Annotated in this window: 21 protein-coding genes; 9 read left to right on the top strand and 12 right to left on the bottom strand. The window is 66.7% G+C overall.

Going from position 1 to position 22518, the window contains the following annotated elements; all coding sequences use genetic code 11:
• From ATE67_RS07745 to ATE67_RS07765, 5 genes are all read left to right on the top strand, one after another.
• Nucleotides 1–318, top strand: coding sequence for a hypothetical protein (locus tag ATE67_RS07745; RefSeq protein ID WP_058816142.1), 318 nt, complete (start codon nucleotides 1–3; stop codon nucleotides 316–318).
• Nucleotides 319–329: 11 nt separating this feature from the next.
• On the top strand, nucleotides 330–602 hold the full coding sequence (locus ATE67_RS07750; protein ID WP_058816143.1) for a hypothetical protein: 273 nt from the start codon (nucleotides 330–332) through the stop codon (nucleotides 600–602).
• A 26-nt stretch (nucleotides 603–628) separates the two neighbouring features.
• Complete coding sequence (locus tag ATE67_RS07755) at nucleotides 629–901, top strand: hypothetical protein (RefSeq protein WP_058816144.1); 273 nt, start codon at nucleotides 629–631, stop codon at nucleotides 899–901.
• Nucleotides 902–929: 28 nt separating this feature from the next.
• Nucleotides 930–1187, top strand: coding sequence for a hypothetical protein (locus tag ATE67_RS07760; protein WP_058816145.1), 258 nt, complete (start codon nucleotides 930–932; stop codon nucleotides 1185–1187).
• Between the two features lie 141 nt (nucleotides 1188–1328).
• Nucleotides 1329–1739 (top strand): SufE family protein, encoded by a 411-nt coding sequence (locus ATE67_RS07765; RefSeq protein ID WP_058816146.1) that lies wholly within the window; start codon nucleotides 1329–1331, stop codon nucleotides 1737–1739.
• Between the two features lie 98 nt (nucleotides 1740–1837).
• On the opposite strand, the gene ATE67_RS07770 is transcribed toward ATE67_RS07765, so the two are convergent.
• From ATE67_RS07770 to ATE67_RS07800, 7 genes are all read right to left on the bottom strand, one after another.
• Entirely contained in the window at nucleotides 1838–5254 is a 3417-nt protein-coding gene (locus ATE67_RS07770; protein WP_231728081.1) for a TonB-dependent receptor, read from the bottom strand.
• A gap of 322 nt (nucleotides 5255–5576) precedes the next feature.
• Entirely contained in the window at nucleotides 5577–6164 is a 588-nt protein-coding gene (locus tag ATE67_RS07775) for a hypothetical protein (protein ID WP_058816148.1), read from the bottom strand.
• Nucleotides 6161–7429, bottom strand: a complete 1269-nt coding sequence (gene clpX / locus ATE67_RS07780) for an ATP-dependent Clp protease ATP-binding subunit ClpX (RefSeq protein WP_058816149.1) — start codon at nucleotides 7427–7429, stop codon at nucleotides 6161–6163. The genes ATE67_RS07775 and clpX overlap by 4 nt, the downstream gene beginning before the upstream one ends.
• A 170-nt stretch (nucleotides 7430–7599) precedes the next feature.
• On the bottom strand, nucleotides 7600–8250 hold the full coding sequence (locus ATE67_RS07785; RefSeq protein ID WP_058816150.1) for an ATP-dependent Clp protease proteolytic subunit: 651 nt from the start codon (nucleotides 8248–8250) through the stop codon (nucleotides 7600–7602).
• Between the two features lie 152 nt (nucleotides 8251–8402).
• Entirely contained in the window at nucleotides 8403–8741 is a 339-nt protein-coding gene (gene fdxA, locus ATE67_RS07790; RefSeq protein ID WP_058816151.1) for a ferredoxin FdxA, read from the bottom strand.
• 173 nt (nucleotides 8742–8914) lie between these two features.
• A complete protein-coding gene (locus ATE67_RS07795; RefSeq protein WP_058816152.1) occupies nucleotides 8915–9211 on the bottom strand; it encodes an RNA-binding S4 domain-containing protein in 297 nt (98 codons plus the stop codon).
• Nucleotides 9211–11985 (bottom strand): helicase-related protein, encoded by a 2775-nt coding sequence (locus ATE67_RS07800; protein WP_058816153.1) that lies wholly within the window; start codon nucleotides 11983–11985, stop codon nucleotides 9211–9213. The genes ATE67_RS07795 and ATE67_RS07800 overlap by 1 nt, the downstream gene beginning before the upstream one ends.
• Before the next feature lie 321 nt (nucleotides 11986–12306).
• On the opposite strand from ATE67_RS07800, the gene ATE67_RS07805 reads away from it, so the two are divergent.
• From ATE67_RS07805 to ATE67_RS07820, 4 genes are all read left to right on the top strand, one after another.
• A complete protein-coding gene (locus ATE67_RS07805) occupies nucleotides 12307–13824 on the top strand; it encodes a M23 family metallopeptidase (protein WP_082660264.1) in 1518 nt (505 codons plus the stop codon).
• 230 nt (nucleotides 13825–14054) lie between these two features.
• On the top strand, nucleotides 14055–15053 hold the full coding sequence (hemB, locus tag ATE67_RS07810) for a porphobilinogen synthase (RefSeq protein ID WP_058816154.1): 999 nt from the start codon (nucleotides 14055–14057) through the stop codon (nucleotides 15051–15053).
• 27 nt (nucleotides 15054–15080) lie between these two features.
• Nucleotides 15081–17330: a spermidine synthase gene (locus ATE67_RS07815; RefSeq protein ID WP_058816155.1), complete on the top strand. Its 2250-nt coding sequence runs from the start codon at nucleotides 15081–15083 to the stop codon at nucleotides 17328–17330.
• Nucleotides 17327–17881 carry a gamma carbonic anhydrase family protein gene (locus ATE67_RS07820; RefSeq protein WP_058816156.1) on the top strand — a complete coding sequence of 185 codons (555 nt, stop codon included), beginning with the start codon at nucleotides 17327–17329 and terminating at the stop codon, nucleotides 17879–17881. The genes ATE67_RS07815 and ATE67_RS07820 overlap by 4 nt, the downstream gene beginning before the upstream one ends.
• A 108-nt stretch (nucleotides 17882–17989) precedes the next feature.
• On the opposite strand, the gene ATE67_RS07825 is transcribed toward ATE67_RS07820, so the two are convergent.
• The 5 genes from ATE67_RS07825 to dapF all read right to left on the bottom strand — a co-directional run bounded on the left by ATE67_RS07825 (nucleotide 17990) and on the right by dapF (nucleotide 22363).
• Nucleotides 17990–18562, bottom strand: coding sequence for a urate hydroxylase PuuD (locus ATE67_RS07825; protein ID WP_058816157.1), 573 nt, complete (start codon nucleotides 18560–18562; stop codon nucleotides 17990–17992).
• A 78-nt stretch (nucleotides 18563–18640) separates the two neighbouring features.
• On the bottom strand, nucleotides 18641–19312 hold the full coding sequence (locus ATE67_RS07830) for an inner membrane-spanning protein YciB (RefSeq protein WP_058816158.1): 672 nt from the start codon (nucleotides 19310–19312) through the stop codon (nucleotides 18641–18643).
• Nucleotides 19309–20235 carry a signal recognition particle-docking protein FtsY gene (ftsY, locus tag ATE67_RS07835; RefSeq protein WP_058816159.1) on the bottom strand — a complete coding sequence of 309 codons (927 nt, stop codon included), beginning with the start codon at nucleotides 20233–20235 and terminating at the stop codon, nucleotides 19309–19311. The genes ATE67_RS07830 and ftsY overlap by 4 nt, the downstream gene beginning before the upstream one ends.
• Entirely contained in the window at nucleotides 20232–21560 is a 1329-nt protein-coding gene (locus tag ATE67_RS07840; RefSeq protein WP_058816160.1) for a radical SAM protein, read from the bottom strand. Before ATE67_RS07840 ends, ftsY begins: the two co-directional genes overlap by 4 nt.
• On the bottom strand, nucleotides 21557–22363 hold the full coding sequence (gene dapF, locus ATE67_RS07845; RefSeq protein ID WP_058816161.1) for a diaminopimelate epimerase: 807 nt from the start codon (nucleotides 22361–22363) through the stop codon (nucleotides 21557–21559). Before dapF ends, ATE67_RS07840 begins: the two co-directional genes overlap by 4 nt.
• Nucleotides 22364–22518: the final 155 nt, after the last annotated feature.

Here is a 22518-nt window from a genome sequence, read left to right on the forward strand (position 1 = left end):
ATGAACCTCGATTTTATCAACGCCCTCGCCCCCGTCGCCGCGATCATCGGCCTGGCCGGGGTCGGCGGATGGGTCTTCACCACCTGGCTGCGCGTCAAGAACGGCTATCCGCTCGAAAACAGCTGGGGCAAGGCGATCTATCCCAAGACGAGCGACGAGACGATCGAACGCGTCAAGCTGATCGGCCAGGAGAACGCCCAGCTTCGCGCCGAGCTTGCCTCGGTGAAGGATCGCCTTGCGGTCGTCGAGCGCATCGTCACCGACGAGGGCCACCGGCTGAGCCACGAGATCGAGGCGCTGCGGCGCCCCGCGAATTGAGGAGTTGAGCGATGAGCGGCGGATTTGTGCTGGGCTTTTTCTTCATCGTGGTCGGGCTGCCGGTGATCTTCGGGATCGGGTTCGCGGCCTATGAGCGCCATCTGAAGTTCAAGGAACGGCAGCTGCAGGCGATCACGAACGAGACCGCCGAGAAGGCCGCACAATATGCGGCGCACACCGAGCGGCTCGAAGCGCGCGTCCGCGTCCTCGAACGCATCGCCACCGACCGCGGCGTCGATGTCGCCGAAGAGATCGAACGGCTGCGCGACGCGCCGCTGAACTGACAAGACAAGACGAAAGGATCCTCCCCATGAACCCGTTTGAAATGGTCATCGGCATCGTCCTCATCGTGACGATCGGCAGCATTATCCGCGCCAAGCACGGCGTCCGCCGCGACCGCCACGGCAACGAGTTTTTCGTGGCCAACACCGCCGCGAACGAAGCCGAAACCAAGGCGCTGCAGGCCGAAATCCGCGCGCTCAAGGACCGCATCCAGGTGCTCGAACGCATTGCCACCGACAACAATCGCGCCGTCACGCTCGACCAGGAAATCGAAAGCCTGCGCGACCGGTCGCACCCCTGAAGACCCGTGACGAAGAAGGAGCCGCACGATGGCCAACATTGCTTCTGATCTCGCAACGAACCTGATCCCCGCTGCCGTGGCGCTCAGCGCCCTGATGATCGTCAGTCTGGTCGCGCTCCGCGGCTGGCGCGACTGGATCCAGCTCAAGCGCGAGGAACTCGCGGCCGGCCAAATGCCGCCCGCGCAGGACGCAACCGTGCCGCACGCCGGATCGCGGATCGAGATCGCCGACCTCAAGGAGCGGCTCCGCAAGCTCGAAGCCATCGCCGCGGGGGTCGATCTGTAACAGTCCGTCGCTCCCGCGCAGGCGGGGGCCGCTGGCGTCAGGGAACGGGGGCGCCGACCGAAACCGACAACGGCCCCCGCCTGCGCCGGGGCGACGGTAAGGCCCTTCCCACCGCCCCCCAAATCTGCCACTGGCGCGGCCATGCGCAGCCTCGACGATATTTTCGAAGAATATGACTTCCTCGACGGCGACGATCGCTATCGCCTGCTGATCGAGCTCGGCCGCGCGCTGGAGCCGATGCCCGACGCGCTGAAGACCGATGCGACGCTGGTCCGCGGCTGCTCGGCGAGCGTCTGGGTCTATCCGGTGCCGCAGGACGACGGCCGGCTGCACTTCCTGGCCGACAGCAACGCCGCGATCACCAAGGGGATCGTCGCGCTCGTCCTCGCCGCGGTGCAGGACAGGCCCGCCGCGGACGTCGCCGCCATGGACGTCGCCGCCGCGCTCGCGCCCTTCGACCTCACCCGCCAGCTGTCGTCGAACCGCACGCAGGGCGTCCCCAACATGATCGCGCTGGTCCAGGACACCGCCCGCCGCCTCGCCACGGGGTAATCAACCGCCGACCCCGCGCCGCATTCCTTATCTTTTGCGGGCAAGAAAAAGGGCGCCGGAATTGCTTCCGGCGCCCGATTCTTTGCCTTGTCGTTCGATCAGAATTCGTACGACACGCCGACCTTCAGACGCCAGACCGACGAACTGACGTTGATGGCATTGTCGGCATCGAAGGTGGCGATGCCGGCGGCGTTAGTGAAGATATACCGGCCCTGCGCATCGACGCCGCTAACGTTCGCGATGTCCTGACGGCCCGCGAAGTCACGACGACGCTGGACGTTCCAGTCCTGGTCGAGGAAGTTCAGGAAGTTGTCCATCGTGGCGTAGAGCTTGATCTTGTCCTTGCGGCCGAACAGGTTCCCCGGTCCGGGCAGTTCCTGCGAGAAGGACAGGTCGACGTCGAAGTACCAGTCGTTCGAGCAGGTGTTGCGATCGATCGTTCTTCCGAGATAGGCCTTGGCGCAGCCGAGGCTGCTGGCGAAATCGGCAACCGTCTGAGCAACGCCCGCCGTCGACAGGGGCGAGACATTCGGGTCGTTGGCGCCGGTCGGGATGTACGCCAGCGCATTGTCCGAACCCGAAGCGCTGTCGCCGAACACGCCCGAGCCAGTGAAGGTCAGGCTGTACGGACGCCCCGAGCGTGCAACGAAGGTCGCGCCGATGCGCGTACCCAGATCGCCGAAGAACTTCTCTTCGAACGAACTTGAGACGGTGATGTTGTGGCGGCTGTTGTAGAAGCCACGCGATGCCGCCGGGTTCTGACGGTCGAACGCCGCCGTCTGGTCATAGTTCGACCCCGCGGTGGAGTTGTACATGTTGCGCCGGTCCTGCGAGTCCGAATAGGCGTAGCCGATGCTGAAATAGGACGAACCCGTATCGGTGAACAAGCCGCCGTCGAAGTCTTTCGACAGCAGGAACGACGCCGAGTGGCTGCGGAAGCTGCCGCCGTTGGTCAGCATCAGCTCGTCTTCGCGTGCCGTGGTGAAGCACGCCGCGTTGACGCCGGTGTAGGTCGGCGTGGGCGTGATGCCCACCAACTGTGCCGTACAACCCGCGTTGAGCGGATCGATCGTCACATACATCGGACGGCCGTCGATGGCGAAGGCCGCACGCCCGGCGCGCGGATCGGGGACCTGCGACAGGTCGACGATCGTATAGGCGTCGCGATACTTGCTGTAGATATAGTCGGCGTTGAACTTCCAGCCGCTGAAGAAGCCGCTTTCGGCGAAGTTCAGTTCCGACGAGAAACCAATGTTGGCGCGCAGGACCGACGGGATCTTGATGTTCGGATCGATCGACTGGGTGAAACCCTGGCTCGCCGCCGCGGTTGCCGATGCGGCATTGCGGAAGCAGGTCGGTACGCCCGTGAACTGGCCGTTGACGACGACGTCGATCTGGCCGGCGGGGCAGCCTGCAGCCTGGGTCGAGCCGAGCGCAAAGGCGCTGCCGTCGTTCTGGAACGCGTTCCCAAACCACACTAGCGGGTCGCCGCCCGAGAAGATGCCGACGCCGGCGCGCAGCTGCGCGCGGCTGAACACCGCGAAATCGTTCATGTCATAGGTCAGCGCGAGGCGCGGCATCACGATCGGGTCAAGGTTGCTGAACCCGGTCGTGTTGGTGATGCCATAACGACGCTGGAACACCGGATTATAGTCCGGCCCGGGGCCGCTGTACCAGTCGACGCGAACGCCCGCCACGGCGCTTAGCGCGTCGGTGACCTGCCATTCGTCCTGCGCGAAGATCGAATAGAGATTGCGCGTGAACTGCGCGGCGGCACTGTTGATGTCGCCGGTAGCGGTGACGTTGCCGAAAGCGCCCTCCGTCTGGCCGCCGACGATGTTGGCCGGCGTGGTCGACGTCTGGTTGTTGCCGAGGCCCGGCGATAGCAGACCCTGACGCAGATCGTCGATGCTACGGAAAACGAGCGTCCCTGTCGCATTCTGGACGAAAAGGTTAAACAGGTTGGCGCGATTGAGTTCGGCGCCGACCTTGATCGTGTGAGCGCCCTTTTCGAGCTTGGCGACCGCGCGATATTGGTCGATTTCGGTCTTCAGGTCGTTGGCCGACCGCGAGGTGCCGGGGCCCGCGAGAACGGCGCCGTTGATTCCCGAACCATTGCTCCCGGGAGCGCCGGCCGCGTTGTTGATGCCGACGATGATACGCGGAATCGGACTGCCCGACTGCGCTTCGCCGCCACCGACGGGGTCCTGAAGATCCTGCACCTCCGACCGCGAATAGCGCAGTTCGGTCGAGAATTCGTCGGTCCACTGCGAATAGAGGCGGCCCGAGTAATAGTTCGACTTGGTGCCGCTCACGTAGAAGGTGTTGAGGCCGATCGCCTGCGGCGAGGTGCCGGTGAACAGATCGTCCGGACGGATCACCGATTCCTCAAGCCGCTGATAGGTCGCCTCGAGACGATGCTGATCGTTGATCTGCAGGTCGGCGCGGACGAAATAACGGTCGTTCTTGTAAGGACGATTGGTGACCAGCGGGCCGGTTTCAATCCCGTAGACGTCGCTCAGAACCTGTGAGATTTCGTTGAACTGGGTGACGTTGATGCCCGCCTGCGGGTTGGCGTAGTTCGCACCCGCCGGGCCGTCGTCCTGCGACTGACCGGCTTCCTGATGCTCATAGGCGCCGAAAATGAACAGGCGGTCCTTGATGATCGGCGCGCCCAGCCAGGCGCCCCAGCGCTTGTCGGGCTTGATCGGCGCGACTGGGCGACCCTTGACCGAGTCTCCGCGCATGCCGTTATCCGAATATTCGAAGAAGCCGCCGAAACGATAATCGTTCGTACCCGACTTGGTCACGACGTTGACGGCGCAGCCGGTGAACTGGCCATAGTCGACGTCGAACGGCGCAAACTGGACCTGGGTTTCGCGAACCGCGTCATAAGGAAGCGGGGTCGAACTGCGCGACGAGAAGCCGGTGTCGTTGAGGCCGTAAACGTCGCCCTGGCTGATGCCGTCGACGGTGAAGGCATTGCCGCGGTCGTTCGCGCCAAGGCACGAGATGCGATCGACGCCCGAGCCGCCGTCGTCGCGGTCGAGGCTGACGCGCGGGTCGAGGCGGATGATATCGCGGATGTCGCGGTTGAACGAGGGCGCGGTTTCCAGAACTTCCGCGGTGAAGCTGGTGCCCGGGCCGACGGCCAGTTGCGTGACGCGCACGCGGGTGCCGGTGACGACGATTTCGCCGCCGCCCGACGCGAGCTGGAAGCGCAGGTCGGTGTTGCCCTGCAGCGAGGTGTTGACGTCCTGGATCGTCTGACCTTCGAAACCGTCGGCGGTCACCGAGATCGCGTAAGGCCCGCCGGTGACGAGGCCGGTTGCGGCGAAACGTCCGTCGGCACCAGTGACGATCGTCCGCGACGAACCCGTGCGGGTGTCGGTGATGATGACGGTCGCATTGCCGATCGCGGCGCCATTGTCGTCGGCGACCAAGCCCTGGATGCCGGTCGTGATCTGCTGCGCCTGGGCAGGCGCGGCGACGACGGTTGCGACGCTGATAGCCATAAGGCTAGCCGCAATCGAATAACGAAGTTTCATGTCAGGATGTCCCCTTGGTGGTGCATTTGGCAGGCGCGCAGCATGGGGCGCGCTTGACCTGCGAGCGCCCCTGAAGCCCGCATGTGGCACGATTGTGACAGCAATTGTGACAGTGCAAGGGAGGAGGCGGTCCCCAATCTGGAAAGTGTCAAAAAAGCCCCAATTTCCGTCCGGGAAGAAAAATTATCCACAAGGCGGCATGCGTTTTTTCGCGAAACTGTTGCTGCAATGCAACAAAGAGGGCGACGGCAGGCGCCAAAACCGGCGAAAAAATTGGCTCTCGCGCGACTCAGCGCCAGCGAGTCGGCGGACTTGCAAGCGCCGCGGCGGCGCGGTCGCGAACATCGGCGGGGGCATCGACGGGCATGCTGAAGCGCGCCTTCACCGCCCATTCGCCGTGATGCGACAGTTGGTAGTGGGTGACATGGGGCTTGCCGCCGATCGTCGCATCGTACCAGCCGCCCGCCGCGCTCTTCACGGCCTGCGCGAAGCCCGTCGGCGCGACGATGCGCTTGGCGGCATAATGGTCGAGGATCAGCTCGTCGGTCATCGCCGTCTCTTCGGCGAGGCCAACGTCCTTGCGATAGACATAGAGGTCGATCCAGCCGTCGCCCGCCGCGCCGCCCTTCAGCGTATATTGGATCGATACATCGGCCGGCCCATAGACGATGAGCTTGCGCGCCGGCATCGCGCCGAGGCTGGCGGGGAACAGGAAGTTCGAGGGCAGGTGGCGATAGCCGTCACCCTCGCGCCGCACTTCGTCCGAACGCGCGACCTCGTCGATCGGGATCGAGACCGGCGGGGTCTGCGCTGCCGCCACGCCGGGCGCGGCAAGCGCCGCTACGGCCAGGAGCAGGCGCAGCGCGCCGAACGTCACGCGGCGTCGCCGGCCTCTTTCGCCTTGTCGGCATAGACGCGAACGGGGTCCTTGCGGCCTTCGACGACATCCTTGTCGACGACGATCTCGACCACGTCGGTCAGGTCGGGCAGGTCGAACATCGTGTCGAGCAGGATCGCCTCGACAATCGAGCGGAGCCCGCGCGCGCCGGTCTTGCGTTCGATCGCCTTCTTGGCGACCGCGACGAGCGCGTCGTCGGTGAAGGTCAGCGCCACCTCTTCGAGGTCGAACAGCTTGCGATACTGCTTGACCAGCGCGTTCTTGGGCTCACCCAGAATCTTGACCAGTGCGTCGATGTCGAGATCCTCGAGCGTCGCGATGACCGGCAGGCGGCCGACGAATTCGGGGATCAGGCCGAATTTCAGCAGATCCTCGGGCTCGATATTCTTCAGCACTTCGCCCGCGCGGCGCTCGTCGGGGCCGGCGACATGCGCGCCGAAGCCGATCGACTTGCCCTGCAGGCGGTCGCCGATGATCTTCTCGAGGCCGGCGAAGGCGCCGCCGGCGATGAACAGGATGTTGGTCGTGTCGACCTGCAGGAATTCCTGCTGCGGATGCTTGCGCCCGCCCTGCGGCGGAACGCTGGCGGTCGTGCCTTCCATCAGCTTGAGCAGCGCCTGCTGCACGCCTTCGCCCGACACGTCGCGGGTGATCGAGGGATTCTCGGCCTTGCGGCTGATCTTGTCGATTTCGTCGATATAGACGATGCCGCGCTGCGCCTTTTCGACATTATAGTCGCTGGCCTGCAGCAGCTTCAGAATGATGTTCTCGACATCCTCGCCGACATAACCGGCTTCGGTGAGCGTCGTCGCATCGGCCATGGTGAACGGCACGTCCAGGAAGCGCGCGAGCGTCTGCGCCAGCAGCGTCTTGCCGCTGCCGGTCGGGCCGACGAGCAGGATGTTCGATTTCGCGAGCTCGACCTCGTCGCCGCGGCCCGAGTTGGCGAGGCGCTTGTAGTGGTTGTGCACCGCGACCGACAGCACGCGCTTGGCCTTGTTCTGGCCGATGACATAATTGTCGAGGTGCTGACAGATTTCCAGCGGCGTCGGCACCGCGCCGTCCTTGCGCGCGGCAACCCCGCCCTTGATCTCTTCGCGGATGATGTCGTTGCACAGCTCGACGCATTCGTCGCAGATGAACACGGTCGGCCCGGCAATCAGCTTGCGGACCTCGTGCTGCGACTTGCCGCAGAAGGAGCAGTAAAGAGTGCTCTTGCTGTCCGAGCCGCTCAATTTGGTCATATCTAATCCTCTGGCGGGCGCCAAAATCGGGCCGCCGTCATTATCCTAGTCCGCCGTCACCCGATTACAATATGGCAATTGGGTGACATCGGGACATGTCATCGAATAGCGTCGCGCGGCAAAGGCGGCGTCAAGAAACGCAGTTACTGCCGGGTTGCGACTTGCCTCGATCAGGGGGTCGGGCCTTCGCTCAGATCCTTCGCCGCATCGCCTTCGAGCGCGCCGGGGCGGCGGTCGTAGACATGGTCGACAAGGCCGAACGCCTTGGCTTCGTCGGCCTCGAGGAAGGTGTCGCGATCCATCGCCTTTTCGATGTCTTTCAAGGCCTTGCCCGTATATTTGACGTACAGGTCGTTCATCCGCTTGCGGATGCGCAGGATTTCCTTGGCCTGGATCTCGATGTCCGACGCCATACCGCGCGCGCCGCCCGACGGCTGGTGAATCATCACGCGGGCATTGGTCAGCGCGACGCGCATGCCGGGCTCACCGGCGGCCAGCAGGAAGCTGCCCATCGAGGCGGCCTGGCCGATGCAGACGGTGCCAACGCGCGGGCGGATGTACTGCATCGTGTCGTGGATCGCCATGCCCGCCGTGACGACGCCGCCCGGCGAGTTGATGTACATATAGATGTCCTTCTTCGGATTCTCCGATTCGAGGAACAGCAGCTGCGCGGTGATCAGCGAGGCCATATTGTCTTCGACTTCGCCGGTGACGAAGATGATCCGCTCGCGCAGCAGGCGCGAGAAAATGTCGAAGCTGCGTTCGCCGCGGCTCGTCTGTTCGACGACGACGGGAACAAGGGCGGCCAGCGGGTCGATCATGGAAATTTCGTCCTTACGTTTTTCGGGATGCCCTGCCGCGAACCGGCGGGCTGACCCTCCGCGATCCTACATCGTCGTGCTGCCAAAAGGATTCAAGGGGGCAAAAAAAGGGGCGGGATGTCCCGCCCCGGTAATGTCTGCTGTGCCGGCGATCAGTCGCCTTCGCCCGGCTCGGGCGAGAACAGATTCTCGAACTTGCCGGCGACGCCCTTATATTCGTCGGCGTCGGCGGGTGTTTCCTTCTTGACCGTGATGTTCGGCCATTCGGCGCTGAACTTGCTGTTCACTTCCAGCCATTTTTCGAGGCCGCTCTCGGTGTCGGGCAGGATCGCCTCGGCGGGGCATTCGGGCTCGCACACGCCGCAGTCGATGCATTCGTTCGGGTTGATGACGAGCATATTCTCGCCCTCATAGAAACAGTCGACGGGGCACACCTCGACGCAGTCCATATATTTGCAACGGATGCAGGCGTCGGTGACGACATAGGTCATGGGTATCGGCTCCCTGGGCCGGCGGCACCCTTGCCGTCCGGACGATGGTTGGACCCGCCTCTAAAACGCCCGAATATGGCGCGTCAACGCAAAGCGACAGTTGCGAATCACTCTCAATGGGTAGCCCGATCGCGGCATTTTGTGGCGACAGCTTTTCGTGGCCCGCCGATAGCTCAGCTGGAGGCGGCGGCGCCTTCGTCCAGCCTGAGGTAGCAGGCCTGCGCCTCGGGCGCGGGACCGCGCCGCAGGGGCAGGGCGATCAGCCGGATGACCTCGATCCGCTCGCCGAGCGGCAGCACCAGCGTCGCGCCGGCATGGACCGCAGCCGATGCGCGGGTGATGCGGCGGCCGTCGAGGCGGATATGGCCCGCGGCGACCATCGCCCGCGCGACACTGCGCGAGCGCGCGAAGCGCAGATACCAGAGCAGCTTGTCGAGCCGGATGCTTCCCGCCGCGCCCGGACTTGCCATCAGTCCTTCCGCGCGTCGGCAAGCATTGCGGCGAGGCCGGCGAAGGGGCTGTTGGGCGAGGGGCCGCGGCGCGGCTGCCGGTCGGGGCGGGCCGGGCGATCGGCCTGCCGCGGGCGGATCGCAGTCTCGGCGGGGTTCGCCGCCTTGCCGCGGCGGTTCTTGCCATGCTTGGCGGGCGGGCGGGCGCGCTCGCCCTGGATCGCGGGCTTGGCCCGGGCTTCGCCCTTGCGCTCCTGCTTGCCCTGTTTGCGGCGCTTCCGCTTGTCGACGGGATGCAGTCCCGACCAGCGCCAGCGCTGGAGCGCGGGCTCGCCGACGGTGCGGAACCCGAAGCTGCCGAGCAGCGCGCGCCGCGTCTCCTCGTCGAGCCCCAGCGACGTCGCGAGCGCGGGGTCGATCACAAAGCCCGGCGGCGCATGATGCTCGCCAGATTCGTCGTCGTGATGCTCGCCGCCGCCCGCCACCGGGGAGGTTGGCGGCGCCGCCGCCTGCATCCGCGCGGCATGCGCCTGCCGTGCGAGCTTTTCGGCCATGTCGATGCGCAGCCAGCCGCTGGCGCAGCGGCGGAAGCCCGCGATGATCAGGCCGCCGTGGCTGCCGGTCTTCTGGATCACCGCGCCCTGCGGCGGCAGCGCCGGGATCGTCGCGCCCTGCTGCGCCGCCATCAGCGCCGCGCGCCAGCGCACCGCCTCGGGCTTGAGCAGCAGCGGATGAAAGATGTCGAGCGAGCCGATGGTGAGGCCGAGCTTGCGGAGTTGCGGGCGCTCGTCGGCGGTGATCGCGGCCAGCTGCTGATCGACCGCGGCGCGGCTCGCGGTGCCACCGCCGTCGACGAGCGCGGCGAGCAAGGCGCGCACGCGCGGCGGCGTGAAAAGGTCGCCCGCCGCCTCGCCCATTGCGGCGAGCGGTCCGGCGTGACGCGCGAGCTGCTGCGCGACGAACGCCTGCAGCCGTTCCGAAATCGCCTGCACCTGCGCGGGGTCGAGCCGGCGCAGCGACGGATCGATCTGGATCGCCGGCTGGACCAGCGTCGGCCCGCGCACGAGCGTCGCGACGACCTGCTCGTGCCAGGCGAGGCGCGGCGCGGTGCCGGGCTCGCTGACGAGCGCGAGCCCGCCATCCTCACCCGCCGCGAGCACCCCGGCGCGGCGCGACAGCTCGCTGCGCAAATGCTTTTCAGCCGCGGCGAGCAGCAAGCGGTGGTCGCTCGCGCGCGCCTTGGCGTCGACCTTGAACGAAAAACCGCTGAGCGTTCCGATCGGCTCGCCGTCGACGGCGACGGTGCCGTCCGGGCCGACTGCGACGGGAAGCGCGGCGTGGCGCTGGCCCGCGTCGCGCAGCAGCAGCGCGAGGCGGCGATCGACGAACCGCTGCGCCAGCGCGGCGTGCAGCGCGTCGGACAGGCGCGATTCGAGCGCCTGGGTCTGCTCGGCCCAGCCCGCGCCGCCGGCGATCCAGTCGCCGCGCTGCGCGATGAAACAGAGCGTGCGCACCGCTGCGATCCGGCTCGCGAGCTGGTCGATGTCGCCGTCGGTGTCGTCGAGCCGCGCGAGCCGTTTCGCAAACCAGTCGGGATCGATCATCCCGTCGCCGCTGGTGCGCCATTGCCACAGCTTGAAGACCGTGCGGCTGTGATGTTCGGCGCCGAGCTGCTCGAAATCGGGCAGGCCGCAGACGTCCCATAATCGCGCGACCGCTTCGGGCTCGCCCGCGCGCATCCGCACCTCCATGTCGCCCGCAAGATGCTTGAGCACCGCCAGGTCGACCGCCTCGGGCGCCGCGCGTAGCGTCGGTTCGGTCGGGGGCTGGGCAAGGTCGGCGAGCAGCCGGTCGAGATTGTCGAGGCGCGGCGTGGGGTTGCGCCAGAACAGGCTGGCGAGCGGCGGGAAATGATGTCCTTCGATCGCGTGGATTTCTTCGGGCGTGAATCCGCCCTGCGGCAAGCCCACGGTGCCGAAGCTGCCGTCCTGCTGGTGGCGACCGGCGCGACCGGCGATCTGCGCCATCTCCGCGACGGTCAGGCGGCGGAGGCGGCGGCCGTCGAATTTCTGCAGGCTCGCGAAGGCGACATGCTGGACGTCGAGGTTCAGCCCCATGCCGATCGCGTCGGTGGCGACGAGATAATCGACCTCGCCCGCCTCGAACATCGCGACCTGCGCATTGCGCGTCTTGGGGCTCAATGCCCCCATCACCACCGCGGCGCCGCCCGAGAAGCGGCGCAGCATTTCGGCGATCGCATAGACTTCCTCGGCCGAAAAGGCGACGATCGCCGAGCGTTTGGGCAGGCGCGACAGTTTCGACGTGCCGGCATAGCTGAGCGTCGAAAAGCGCGGGCGGGTGATGATCTCGGCTTCGGGGACGAGATTGCGGACCAGTCCCTTGATCGTCGCCGAGCCGAGGATCATCGTCTCCTCGCGGCCGCGGGCGCGGAGCAGGCGATCGGTGAAGACATGGCCGCGTTCGGGGTCGGCGCCGAGCTGCGCCTCGTCGATGCCGACGAAGGCGACATCGCGCGTCACTGGCAGCGCCTCCATCGTTCCCAGCAGATAGCGGGCTTGCGCGGGCATGATCCGCTCTTCGCCGGTGATCAGCGCGACCGACGCCGCACCCTTGATCGCCACGACCCGGTCGTAAACCTCGCGCGCGAGCAGGCGCAGCGGGAAACCGATCATGCCGCTGGCATGGGCGGTCAGGCGCTCGACCGCCAAATGGGTTTTGCCGGTGTTGGTGGGGCCAAGGACAGCCTTGACCGGGGTGGAAGAGGATGACGTCATTGTCGTTCGACTCACGCTGGCATGGACGCAGGCCAATCGCAACCGCCGATCGTCGAACGGCGGCGAACAGGCCCGATTTTCTGCCGCGAGGCGCATCGTGGCGCAGCGGCGCCACGGCCCGCCGCAAGCCGGGCCGCCATCGCGGCCATTAAATTGACTTTAACGACCTTTCTTTACAGACGAATGGCCGAAAAGATCATTCGGCGGCCGGGTCAAGGGAGGCCCGTCGAGCGGGGGTTGCACTTTTTGTTCCAGCGTCACGAACCCATTGCGGGCCACGGACCCATTGCGGGTATCTCCGGCAATGCCGCTGCGCTTTCTATGGCGCAGGCGATTCCCTTCCGTCCCGCTGGCGTCGATGCGGATAGCGGGCTGTCGTGGCGCGACCGGTTTGCGCTGCTCGATCTGGTCCCCGATCTCGGCGACAATATCGGCTCGCGCGAATGGTGGCGCGGCCTCGCGACGTTAACCTTGCTCTGCGGCGCCGCCATCTCGACCTATCCCGGCGTGCAGCCGCTGCCGGCGAGCGGGGCGCCGGCGCTCAACGCGTCCGACTTCGACGAGGCGCGTGCGCAGATGATCGTGCCGCTGGCCTATGGCGGCGACACCGGCCGTCACATGGCGGCGACCGATGCGGTGCGTCCGCTGACGCAGACCCCCGAACGCCCGCAGATCGAGCTGACCGCGACGCTCGGCGCCGGCGACAGCTTCGCCCGCCTGCTCGAACGTTCGGGCGTCGGCAGCGGCGAAGCGCAGGCGCTCGCCCGCCAGGTGTCCACCGCTGTGCCGCTTGCTGACATCGCGCCGGGCACGCGAATCGACCTGATCCTCGGCCGCCGGGCCGCCCGCACCATGCCGCGCCCGGTCGACGCGCTCGCCATGCGCGCGCGCTTCGACCTGCGCATCGAAATGGAGCGGGTGGGCGGCAACCTGGTGATGCGCCGCATCCCGATCGCCGTCGACACCACCCCGCTGCGTATCCGCGGCCGCGTCGGCGACAGCCTCTATCGCTCGGCGCGCGCCGCCGGCGCCCCGCCCGAGGCGATCCAGTCCTATCTTCGCGTGATCGGCCGCCAGCTCTCGGTCGGCCGCGACATCCGCGCCGCCGACGAGTTCGACATCATCGTCGATCATCGCCGCGCCGAGACCGGCGAGAGCGAGACGGGCAAGCTGCTTTACGCGGGCCTCGTCCGGAACGGCAAGGCCCGGCTGTCGATGATCGAATGGAACGTCGATGGCCGGCTGCAATGGTTCGAGGCGTCGGGTGCGGGACAGCAGACCGGCGGCATGGCGCGCCCGACCAACGGCCGCGTCACCTCGACCTTCGGCATGCGCCGCCACCCGATCCTCGGTTACAAGCGCATGCACAGTGGCATCGACTTCGGCGGCGGTTATGGGGCGCCGATCTATGCGGTCACCGACGGCACCGTCGTCATCGCCGGTCGGCACGGCGGCTTCGGCAATTATGTGAAACTCAGCCACGGCGGCGGGCTCGGCACCGGCTATGGTCATATGAGCCGCATTGCCGTGCGCCCCGGCCAGCGCGTCGCGCGCGGGCAGGTGATCGGCTATATCGGCTCGACCGGCCTGTCGACCGGGCCGCACCTCCATTACGAACTTTATCGTAACGGCATCGCGGTCAATCCGGCGTCGGTGACTTTTGTCAGCCGCGCGCAGCTCGAAGGCAAGGCGCTTGCCGACTTCCGCGCGCGCATCCGCCAGCTCACCTCGGTTTCGACCGGCACTGCGCTGGCCCCGGTGACGGCAAAGCCCGCCGAGGGCCCGAAGCTCGGCTCGCTCGCCGATGTGGCGTCGAAGCGCGCGGGCGGCGGTCTCTAGTCATGGGCCCTCCCCCTTGATGGGGGAGGCGGCGAGACTTGCCGGCTTGCCGGCGGCGGGGGTGCGGTCTCGGCCTGAAACGCAGATGCTTGGACGCGCCATCACCCCCATCCCACTTCGGCCAACCTGCTGGCGCGGATAAGACGTCGCATCCTTCCCCCATGAAGGGGGAAGGGCGTTTGCGTCCAATATCCGTTTGCCCTGACGCGCCGCGTCGCTATGCACGCCGCATGACCCAAGCCGCTTTTCCCGACCTGCGCCTGCGCCGGACGCGCCGTACCGGCTGGAGCCGGGCGATGGTGCGCGAAACGCATCTGACGCCTGCGAACCTGATCTGGCCGTTGTTCGTGTGCCCCGACTCGGACGCCGAGGAGCCGATTTCCAGCCTGCCGGGCGTATCGCGCTGGTCGGTCGACCGGATCGTCGCGCGCGCCAGGGAAGCGGTCCAGGCGGGCATCCCCTGCCTCGCGCTCTTCCCCTACACCGAGGCCGACCGGCGCAGCGCCGACGGCGCCGAGGCGCTCAATCCCGACAATCTGATGTGCCGCGCGGTCGCGGCGATCAAGGATGCGCTCGGCGACGACATCGGCGTGCTCACCGACGTCGCGCTCGATCCCTATACCAGCCATGGACAGGACGGGCTGATCGACGACGCTGGCTATGTCCTCAACGACGAGACGGTCGAGGTGCTCGTCGGGCAGGCGCTCAATCAGGCGCGCGCGGGCGCCGACATCATCGCACCGAGCGACATGATGGACGGCCGCATCGGCGCGATCCGCGAGGCGCTGGAGATGGACGGCTTCGGCCATGTCCAGATCATGAGCTATGCCGCCAAATATGCCTCGGCCTTCTATGGCCCGTTCCGCGACGCGGTGGGTTCGCGCGGGCTGCTGAAGGGCGACAAGAAGACGTATCAGATGGACCCCGCCAACGTCGAAGAGGCGCTGCGCGAAGTCGAACAGGATCTGGCCGAGGGCGCCGACAGCGTGATGGTGAAGCCGGGTCTGCCCTATCTCGACATCGTCCGCGCGGTGAAGGAGCATTTCGCGGTGCCGGTCTATGCCTATCAGGTGTCGGGCGAATATGCGATGATCGAGGCCGCTGCCGCGGCGGGCGCAGGGGATCGCGACGCGCTCGTCCTCGAAACCTTGCTCGCCTTCCGCCGCGCCGGGGCATCGGGCGTCCTGACCTATCATGCGCTGCACGCGGCGCGGCTGTTGAATAAATGACCGAATGACCGACCGGACGGGGGACAAATGACGCAGACGCCACGCCGCTGGCTTTTCGTGCTCACCATATTGGTAGGCAGCTTTCTTCTTTTTCAGGTCCAGCCGATGGTGGCGCGCATGGTGCTGCCCAAATTGGGCGGTGCGCCCGCGGTGTGGAACAGCGCCATGCTCGTCTATCAGGCGCTGCTGCTCGGCGGCTATGCCTATGCGCATTGGCTCGGGCGTTTCGAGATCCGCCGGCAGGCGACGATCCATGTCGCCCTCTTGCTCTTTGCCGCGCTCTGGCTTCCCATCGGGATTGCGAACATCGCGGCGCCGGCGCCGGGGCAGGAGGCGCTGTGGGTGCCGCTGCTGCTCATCGCCTCGATCGGTCCGGTCTTTTTCGCGGTGTCGGCGCAGGCGCCGCTGATCCAGCGCTGGTTCGCGGCGGATAGCCGCGCGGGCGATCCCTATTATCTTTATGCCGCATCGAACCTCGGCAGTTTCGCCGGGCTGATCAGCTATCCGGCGCTGGTCGAACCGAACATGCCGCTGGCGACGCAAAGCTGGGGCTGGACCGCGGGCTATGTGCTGCTTTTCACGCTCGTCGCGGCGGCTGCGGCCGCGCGCTGGGGATCGCGGGCCGCGACCAGCGAAGAGGCCGAAGCGGTAGTCGACGAGCCGCGTCCGACGCTGCGGCGCCAGATCCACTGGCTGCTCATCGCCGCCGTGCCGTCGGGGCTGATGCTGTCGACGACGACGCATCTAACCACCGACATCGTCGCGATGCCCCTGCTGTGGGTTTTGCCGCTCGGGCTCTACCTGCTCAGCTTCGTCATCGCCTTTTCGGCCGCCGAACGGCTTAAGGAAACCTTCCGTGTCATCGCGCCCGCGGTGCTGCTTATTGCGGGTGGGCAGGCGCTGCTCAACACCGGCGGCGGGACGATGCTCATCGCGCTGCTGAGCTTGGTGATGCTGTTCGTCGTCGCGGTCGCACTTCACGACTATCTCTTTTATCTGCGTCCCGCGGCGCAGCATCTGACGCTCTTCTACCTCATCATGTCGGCGGGCGGCGTGGCGGGCGGGCTGTTTGCTGCGCTGTTCGCGCCGCTGCTGTTCGACTGGGTCTATGAGCATCCGATCCTCGTGCTCGCCGCGGCGATGCTCGTGCCGCTGCCGGCGTTGCTGCCGTGGAACATGTGGTTCAAGGTCCCGCCGAAGCAGGCGCTGCGGATGGTCGTCATCATGCTCGTGATCGCGGCGATTGGCTGCTGGCAATTGACGGAGAACTGGTCCGGCACTTTTGCCGACGGCAATGGCGTGTGGGCCGGCATGGTCCTGTTCGTCGGGCTGCTCGTCATCGGGTGGCGCTGGGCCTATATCGCGGTGCTCGCGATGCTGATGCTGGGCGTCGGGGGCCTCGATACGCTGAAGGCGGGCGCCGATGGCATGCGCGTACGCAGCTATTTCGGTGTCTATACCGTCACAGACGATCCAAGCCGCCTGCAGCGCCGCCTCGCGCACGGGACCACGTTGCACGGGCTGCAGAGCACCGATCCGAAGCTGCGGACGCTGCCGACGACCTATTATGGCTATCAATCGGGGGTCGGCCTGACACTGCGCAAGGCCGAGGCGCTGGCCGGGCCCAACGCCGCGATCGGTATCGTCGGCCTCGGCGCGGGGACGCTCGCCTGTTATCGCAAGCCTGGGCAGCAGTGGACTATCTTCGAGATCGATCCGGCGATGGTCGCGATCGCCCGCGATCCGTCCAAATTCACCTATTTGTCCGACTGCGCGGGGGATACGCCGATCGTACTGGGCGATGCGCGCTTGCAACTCGAAAAGCACAAGCCGGCGAGTTTCGATATCCTGGTCATCGACGCCTTTTCGTCGGACGCGATCCCGCTCCATCTGCTCACCAAGGAAGCGATCGGCATTTACGCCCGGGCGTTAAAACCCAATGGCGTGCTGCTGATCCATATTTCGAACCGCTTCTTCGGGCTCGAGCCCGTGCTCGCGGCTGAGGCAAAGGCGCGCGGCTGGAGCACGGCGATCCGTCTCGATCCGGGGCCGGGTGACGAATTCGGCCTGCTGACCCCATCGAACTGGGTCGCGCTGACCGCGACGCGTCGGCGACTGGACGAGTTGACCGGCGGCATCAGGCCGCGCAAGGATCAGAGCAAGGACGATGCTTGGGTCCCGCTGAAGTCGGAGGCCAATTTCCAGCGCTGGACCGACGATTATGCCTCCACCCTTCCGGTCCTGCTGTGGGGCCATCTGATCGGGAAGCGCGAATGACCTGGACCGACGTCAGCATCATCAGCGTCAACGGCAAGACGCCGCAGATCGACCCCAGCGCCTTCATCGCGCCGGGCTGCCGGATCATCGGCGACGTGACGATCGGACCCGACGTCAGCATCTGGTACAATTGCGTGCTGCGGGCGGACGTCAGCCGCATCGTCGTCGGCGCGCGGTCGAACATCCAGGACGGCAGCGTCGTCCATTGCGACGGCCCGATGCCGCACCGGCCCGAGGGTTTTCCGACGATCATCGGCGAGGATGTGCTGATCGGCCATATGGCGATGGTCCACGGCTGCACGCTGGCAGACCGGGCGTTCGTCGGGCTGAAGGCGACGGTGATGAACGGCTGCCGGATCGGCAGCGACGCGATGCTCGCGGCGGGCGCCTTGCTCACCGAGAACAAGGAAATTCCGGACCGCGAGCTGTGGGCCGGATCGCCCGCGCGGCGGGTGCGCGAGATCGACGACGCGCAGGCAGCAGGCATGCAGATGGGCGTCGCGCATTATGCGGCGAACGGCCGGATGCACAAGGCGGCGATCGAGGGGTGAATCTCCCCTCCCGCTTGCGGGAGGGGTCGGGGGAGGGCGTGTTTCAGCCACTGCCCAACCCTCGACATCCCCTCCCCTAGCCCCTCCCGCAAGCGGGAGGGGAACTCATCAGCTGAAGTTCACCATCGCATAGAGCATCGGGATCGACAGCAGGGTGTTGGTGCGCGAAAAGATCATCGCGGTCTTCGCCGATGCGGCCTTGGTCGCATCGTCGGCTTCGACGATGCCCAGCGCCTTCTTCTGGTTCGGCCAGATCACGAACCAGACGTTGAACGCCATGATCAGGCCCAGCCACATGCCCGCGCCGATCAGCTTGTAGGGATCCTGAAAGCTCAGCGCCGGAACGGCATATCGGGCGTGACCCGCGATCGCGAGGCCCAGCAGCACCGTGATCAGCGCCGCCCAGCGGAACCAGAACAGCGCCGCGGGCGCGATATGCTTGCCCACCGCGGGCATCAGCTCGGCCGGGATTTTGGGCATCGTCGGGATCTGGACGAAGTTGAAATAATAGAGCAGCCCGATCCACAATATGCCGAAGAAGGTGTGCAGCCAGCGCAGGATCGCATTGCCCGCGGCGATCCCGTCCTCGAAATTCTGGCCGTTGAGCCCCAGCATCAGGATGATCGCGAGCACCAGGCCGGCACCCAATACGGCGTGCAGATTGCCGAAAAACTTGTCCATATGCATTCCCCCTCTGTTTTGCGGCGCGGGTGCGACCCGGTGCCGATGACGCTGCTATGCCAGCGTCGGGGGCCTGCATCAACTTTTGTCGGGCGCCGCTTCTGCGGGCACGGCCAGCCCGTTCTTCAGCATCACCGGCAGCTGGCTGAGCGTGAACAGGAACGACAGCGCGGTGACGCCCCAGACCTTGATCGTCAGCCACAGGTCGAAGCTCATCTGCTTCGCCTGAATGAGCTCGTACATGACATGGTTCGCGACCCCGAGCGCGGCGAAGAACAGGCCCCAGTTGCGCGACAGCAGCAGCCAGCCCTTTTCGGTGACGCCGTTGAGCGCCGACTGGAGCAGATATTTGAGCATCGGCTTCTTTAACCACCAGCCGCCGAGCAGCAGCGCGGCAAAGCCGGCGTAGATGATCGTCGGCTTCATCACGATGAAGCGTTCGTCGTGGAACCAGATGGTCAGCGCGCCGAAGCCGATGACGAGCACGCCCGACATCCACAGCATCGGCGAAATCTTGCCGAGCTTCCACTTCGACACCGCCATCGCGATGACGATCGCGACCATGAAGGCGAGCGTGCCCTTGATCGCGGCCGCGGTCGCCGCGAAAGCGCCGGTGCCGCCCGAGGCGAATTTATAGGTCAGGAAGAAGATCAGCAGCGGCCCGAAATCGATCGCGAAGTTGAGCCAGCCATGCTTGGCGGGCGGCGGGGCGGGGACGGGTTCGGGGCCGCCGGGAAGTTGGTCGCTCATCTTATGTTTCCGGCAATGATGCCTGCAATTTCGTCGGCGTCGAAGGGGCGGAGGTCGTCGATCGTCTCGCCGATGCCGATCGCGTGGATGGGAAGCCCGTGGCGCTCGGCCGCGGCGACGAGGACGCCGCCGCGCGCGGTGCCGTCGAGCTTGGTCATGACAAGCCCGGTGACGCCGGCGACCTCGCGGAACACATCGATCTGCGACAGCGCATTCTGTCCCGTCGTCGCGTCGAGCACCAGCACGACGTCGTGCGGCGCGGCCGGATTGAGCCGTCCGAGCACGCGCTTGATCTTCTCGAGCTCGTCCATCAGCTCGCGCTTGTTCTGGAGACGGCCCGCGGTGTCGACGATCAGCACGTCGATGCCGGTCGCGGTCGCCTTCTTGACCGCGTCGAACACGATCCCCGCCGCGTCGCCGCCTTCGGGGCCGGCCATGATCGGCACGCCGAGCCGTTCGGCCCACACCTTCAGCTGCCCGATCGCGGCGGCGCGGAAGGTGTCGCCCGCGACCAGCATCACGCCATAATCCTGTTCCTGGAACAGATGCGCCAGCTTGGCGATGGTCGTGGTCTTGCCCGACCCGTTGACGCCGATCACCAATATGACCTGCGGGCGCGGAAAGGCGTCGATCTCCAGCGGCTCGGCGACGGGGCGCAGCACGGCGGCGATTTCCTCTGCCACCACCTTGCGCAGTTCTTCGGTGCCGTTGGCGGCGACGTCGCGGCGCTGGGACAGGCGGTCACGGATGCGCGCGGCCATCGCGGGACCGAGGTCGGCGGTGATCAGCGCATCCTCGATCCGGTCGAGATCGTCGTCGTCGAGCCGCGACTTGCCGGTCAGCCCCGACAGATTCTCGCCGAGCCGTTCCGACGTGCGCTTGAGGCCGCCGAGCAGCCGTTCGCTCCAGCTGAGGCCGCTCATGCCGCGATGCTTTCGGCGATCAGGCGGTCGCCGTCGCGGGCGGTCAATCGGACGGGGACGATGCTGCCGGGCTCGGCGGGCGCCGTCAGCGCCAGCGCGGCGAAATTCCCGGCATGGCCGGTCCGCCCGTCGCGCTCGACGAGCATCGACGCGGTGCGGTCGATCTGTGCGTCGAGCCAGCGCTGGCGGCGGACGGCATTGGCCTCGCGCAGCTGCGCGGCGCGCGCGCGGGCGACGCTGCGGCCGACCTGCGGCATCCGGGCGGCGGGCGTGCCCGCGCGCGGGCTGTAGGGAAAGATATGGCCGAAGACGATGTCGCAATCGTCGATCAGGGCCAGCGAATTGGCGAACATTATGTCATCCTCGGTGGGAAATCCGGCGATCAGGTCGGCGCCGATGGCAATCTCGGGGCGGGCCGCTTTCAGGCGATGCGTCAGCGCAACCGCCTCCGCCCGGCGGTGGCGGCGCCTCATGCGCGTCAGCACCATATCGTCGCCCGCCTGCAGCGACAGGTGGACGTGCGGCATCACGCGCGCTTCCTGCGTCAGCAGCGCGAACAGCGCGTCGTCGATCCTGTTCGGGTCGAGCGACGAGAGGCGCAGGCGCTCGACGGGCAGCGTCAGCAACGCTTCGACCAGCGCCGCGAGGCTGGTGCCGCTGTCGTCGCCGTAGCTTGCAAGATCGACCCCGGTGAGGATGATCTCGCGCTGGCCGTGATTGATGGCGATGCGGGCGCCGTCGAGCACGGCTTCGATCGTGGCGGAGCGGGCGCTGCCGCGCGCGATCACGGTCGCGCAAAAGGTGCAGCTGTGCGAGCACCCCGTCTGCACGCCCAGGAAGGCGCGCGCGTGATCGGACCCTGAGAGGGCGGGGGAGTAGGGAGGTGTCGCCTCAATTAAAGCTGTGTTCCCCCGTAAAGCCGTGTTCCCCCGCGAAGGCGGGGGTCCATCGACCGCCGGTTCCATTTCGAACCCACCGGAGATGGGTCCCCGCCTTCGCGGGGACACGGTGTTTCTGTAACTCTCGACCAGCCCCTTCACGTCGTTGCGCACCACCCGTGCACCCATCGCCGCAAAGGCCTCGGCTTCCAGTTCTGCCGCACACCCCGTCACGACGACCTCGGCCTCGGGCCGCTCGCGCAGCGCGCGGCGCACCGCCTGCCGGGCCTGTCGCACCGCCTCGTCGGTCACGGCGCAGCTGTTGAAAACGATCGTGTCGCGCCCGCCCGCCGCCTCCACGGCCGCGCGAACCGCTTCGCCCTCGGCGATGTTCAGCCGGCAACCGAAATTGACGACCTCTTGCCGGTCGGCGATGGCAATGCTCATCCGAAGCGCGTCCAGTCGGTCTCGCCGTCATACACGCGCGTTGCCGCCCCGCTCATCACGATCGGCTCGCCGGGCGCCCAGCGGATGATCAGGTCGCCGCCGGGCAGCGACACGGTGACCGGCGACTTGACCAGTCCTGCGCGAATCGCCGCGACCGCGGTGGCGCACGCGCCGGTGCCGCACGCCTGCGTCAGGCCGACGCCGCGTTCCCAGACGCGGAGCTGGAGCTGGTTCTCGCCGTCGAGGCTCGCGACATTGACGTTGACGCGCTCGGGGAACAGCGGGTCGGTCTCGATCCGCGGGCCGAGCTCGTCGAGCGCGACCGCATCGGCCTCGGGCACGAAGAAGATGATGTGCGGATTGCCGACATTGACCGCGGCGCCACGTTCCAGCTCGTCCCACGCGACGGGCATGTCGCGCGTGTCCATCGGCATCGCGAGCGGGATATGCTCCCAGTCGAACACGGGCTCGCCGAGCACGACTTCGGCGCCACCGTCGGCCGGCGTGACGCGCAGCATGCCGCCCAGCGTCTCGATCACCGACGGTTCGCCGAGCAGCGTCGCGACGCAGCGGGTCGCGTTGCCGCATGCCTCGACCTCGCCGCCGTCGGCGTTGAAGATGCGCATCTTCACATCGGCCTTGGTCGAGGGTTCGAGCAGAATCAGCTGGTCGCAGCCGATGCCGTGACGCCGGTCGGCAATCGCATGCGCGCGCGCCGGCGTCATCTCGACGGCAGCCACGCGCGCGTCGATGACGACGAAGTCGTTGCCGAGGCCGTGCATCTTGGTGAAGCGGTCCGCCATAGCTCGCGCATGTAAGGGGGCGCGGCGGCGAAGTCTAGCGAGGCATGGACCGGTCCCCCTTGACGGGGGAAGGATACGCAGTCTGGCGGCTAGGCGGAGTTGGATGGCGGTGAGGGCGCGTCACGGCGCCGTCGGTCCGGGTCAAGAACGAACCC

The sequence above is a fragment of the Sphingopyxis sp. H050 genome (assembly GCF_001468265.1).
Lineage (GTDB): Bacteria > Pseudomonadota > Alphaproteobacteria > Sphingomonadales > Sphingomonadaceae > Sphingopyxis.

Coding starts and splice junctions, on each gene's coding strand:
- ATE67_RS07745 (WP_058816142.1), top strand. CDS start 1: ATGAACCTCGATTTTATCAACGCCCTCGCCCCCGTCGCCGCGATCATC.
- ATE67_RS07750 (WP_058816143.1), top strand. CDS start 330: ATGAGCGGCGGATTTGTGCTGGGCTTTTTCTTCATCGTGGTCGGGCTG.
- ATE67_RS07755 (WP_058816144.1), top strand. CDS start 629: ATGAACCCGTTTGAAATGGTCATCGGCATCGTCCTCATCGTGACGATC.
- ATE67_RS07760 (WP_058816145.1), top strand. CDS start 930: ATGGCCAACATTGCTTCTGATCTCGCAACGAACCTGATCCCCGCTGCC.
- ATE67_RS07765 (WP_058816146.1), top strand. CDS start 1,329: ATGCGCAGCCTCGACGATATTTTCGAAGAATATGACTTCCTCGACGGC.
- ATE67_RS07770 (WP_231728081.1), bottom strand. CDS start 5,254: ATGGCTATCAGCGTCGCAACCGTCGTCGCCGCGCCTGCCCAGGCGCAG.
- clpX (WP_058816149.1), bottom strand. CDS start 7,429: ATGACCAAATTGAGCGGCTCGGACAGCAAGAGCACTCTTTACTGCTCC.
- ATE67_RS07785 (WP_058816150.1), bottom strand. CDS start 8,250: ATGATCGACCCGCTGGCCGCCCTTGTTCCCGTCGTCGTCGAACAGACG.
- fdxA (WP_058816151.1), bottom strand. CDS start 8,741: ATGACCTATGTCGTCACCGACGCCTGCATCCGTTGCAAATATATGGAC.
- ATE67_RS07795 (WP_058816152.1), bottom strand. CDS start 9,211: ATGGCAAGTCCGGGCGCGGCGGGAAGCATCCGGCTCGACAAGCTGCTC.
- ATE67_RS07800 (WP_058816153.1), bottom strand. CDS start 11,985: ATGACGTCATCCTCTTCCACCCCGGTCAAGGCTGTCCTTGGCCCCACC.
- ATE67_RS07805 (WP_082660264.1), top strand. CDS start 12,307: ATGGCGCAGGCGATTCCCTTCCGTCCCGCTGGCGTCGATGCGGATAGC.
- hemB (WP_058816154.1), top strand. CDS start 14,055: ATGACCCAAGCCGCTTTTCCCGACCTGCGCCTGCGCCGGACGCGCCGT.
- ATE67_RS07815 (WP_058816155.1), top strand. CDS start 15,081: ATGACGCAGACGCCACGCCGCTGGCTTTTCGTGCTCACCATATTGGTA.
- ATE67_RS07820 (WP_058816156.1), top strand. CDS start 17,327: ATGACCTGGACCGACGTCAGCATCATCAGCGTCAACGGCAAGACGCCG.
- ATE67_RS07825 (WP_058816157.1), bottom strand. CDS start 18,562: ATGGACAAGTTTTTCGGCAATCTGCACGCCGTATTGGGTGCCGGCCTG.
- ATE67_RS07830 (WP_058816158.1), bottom strand. CDS start 19,312: ATGAGCGACCAACTTCCCGGCGGCCCCGAACCCGTCCCCGCCCCGCCG.
- ftsY (WP_058816159.1), bottom strand. CDS start 20,235: ATGAGCGGCCTCAGCTGGAGCGAACGGCTGCTCGGCGGCCTCAAGCGC.
- ATE67_RS07840 (WP_058816160.1), bottom strand. CDS start 21,560: ATGAGCATTGCCATCGCCGACCGGCAAGAGGTCGTCAATTTCGGTTGC.
- dapF (WP_058816161.1), bottom strand. CDS start 22,363: ATGGCGGACCGCTTCACCAAGATGCACGGCCTCGGCAACGACTTCGTC.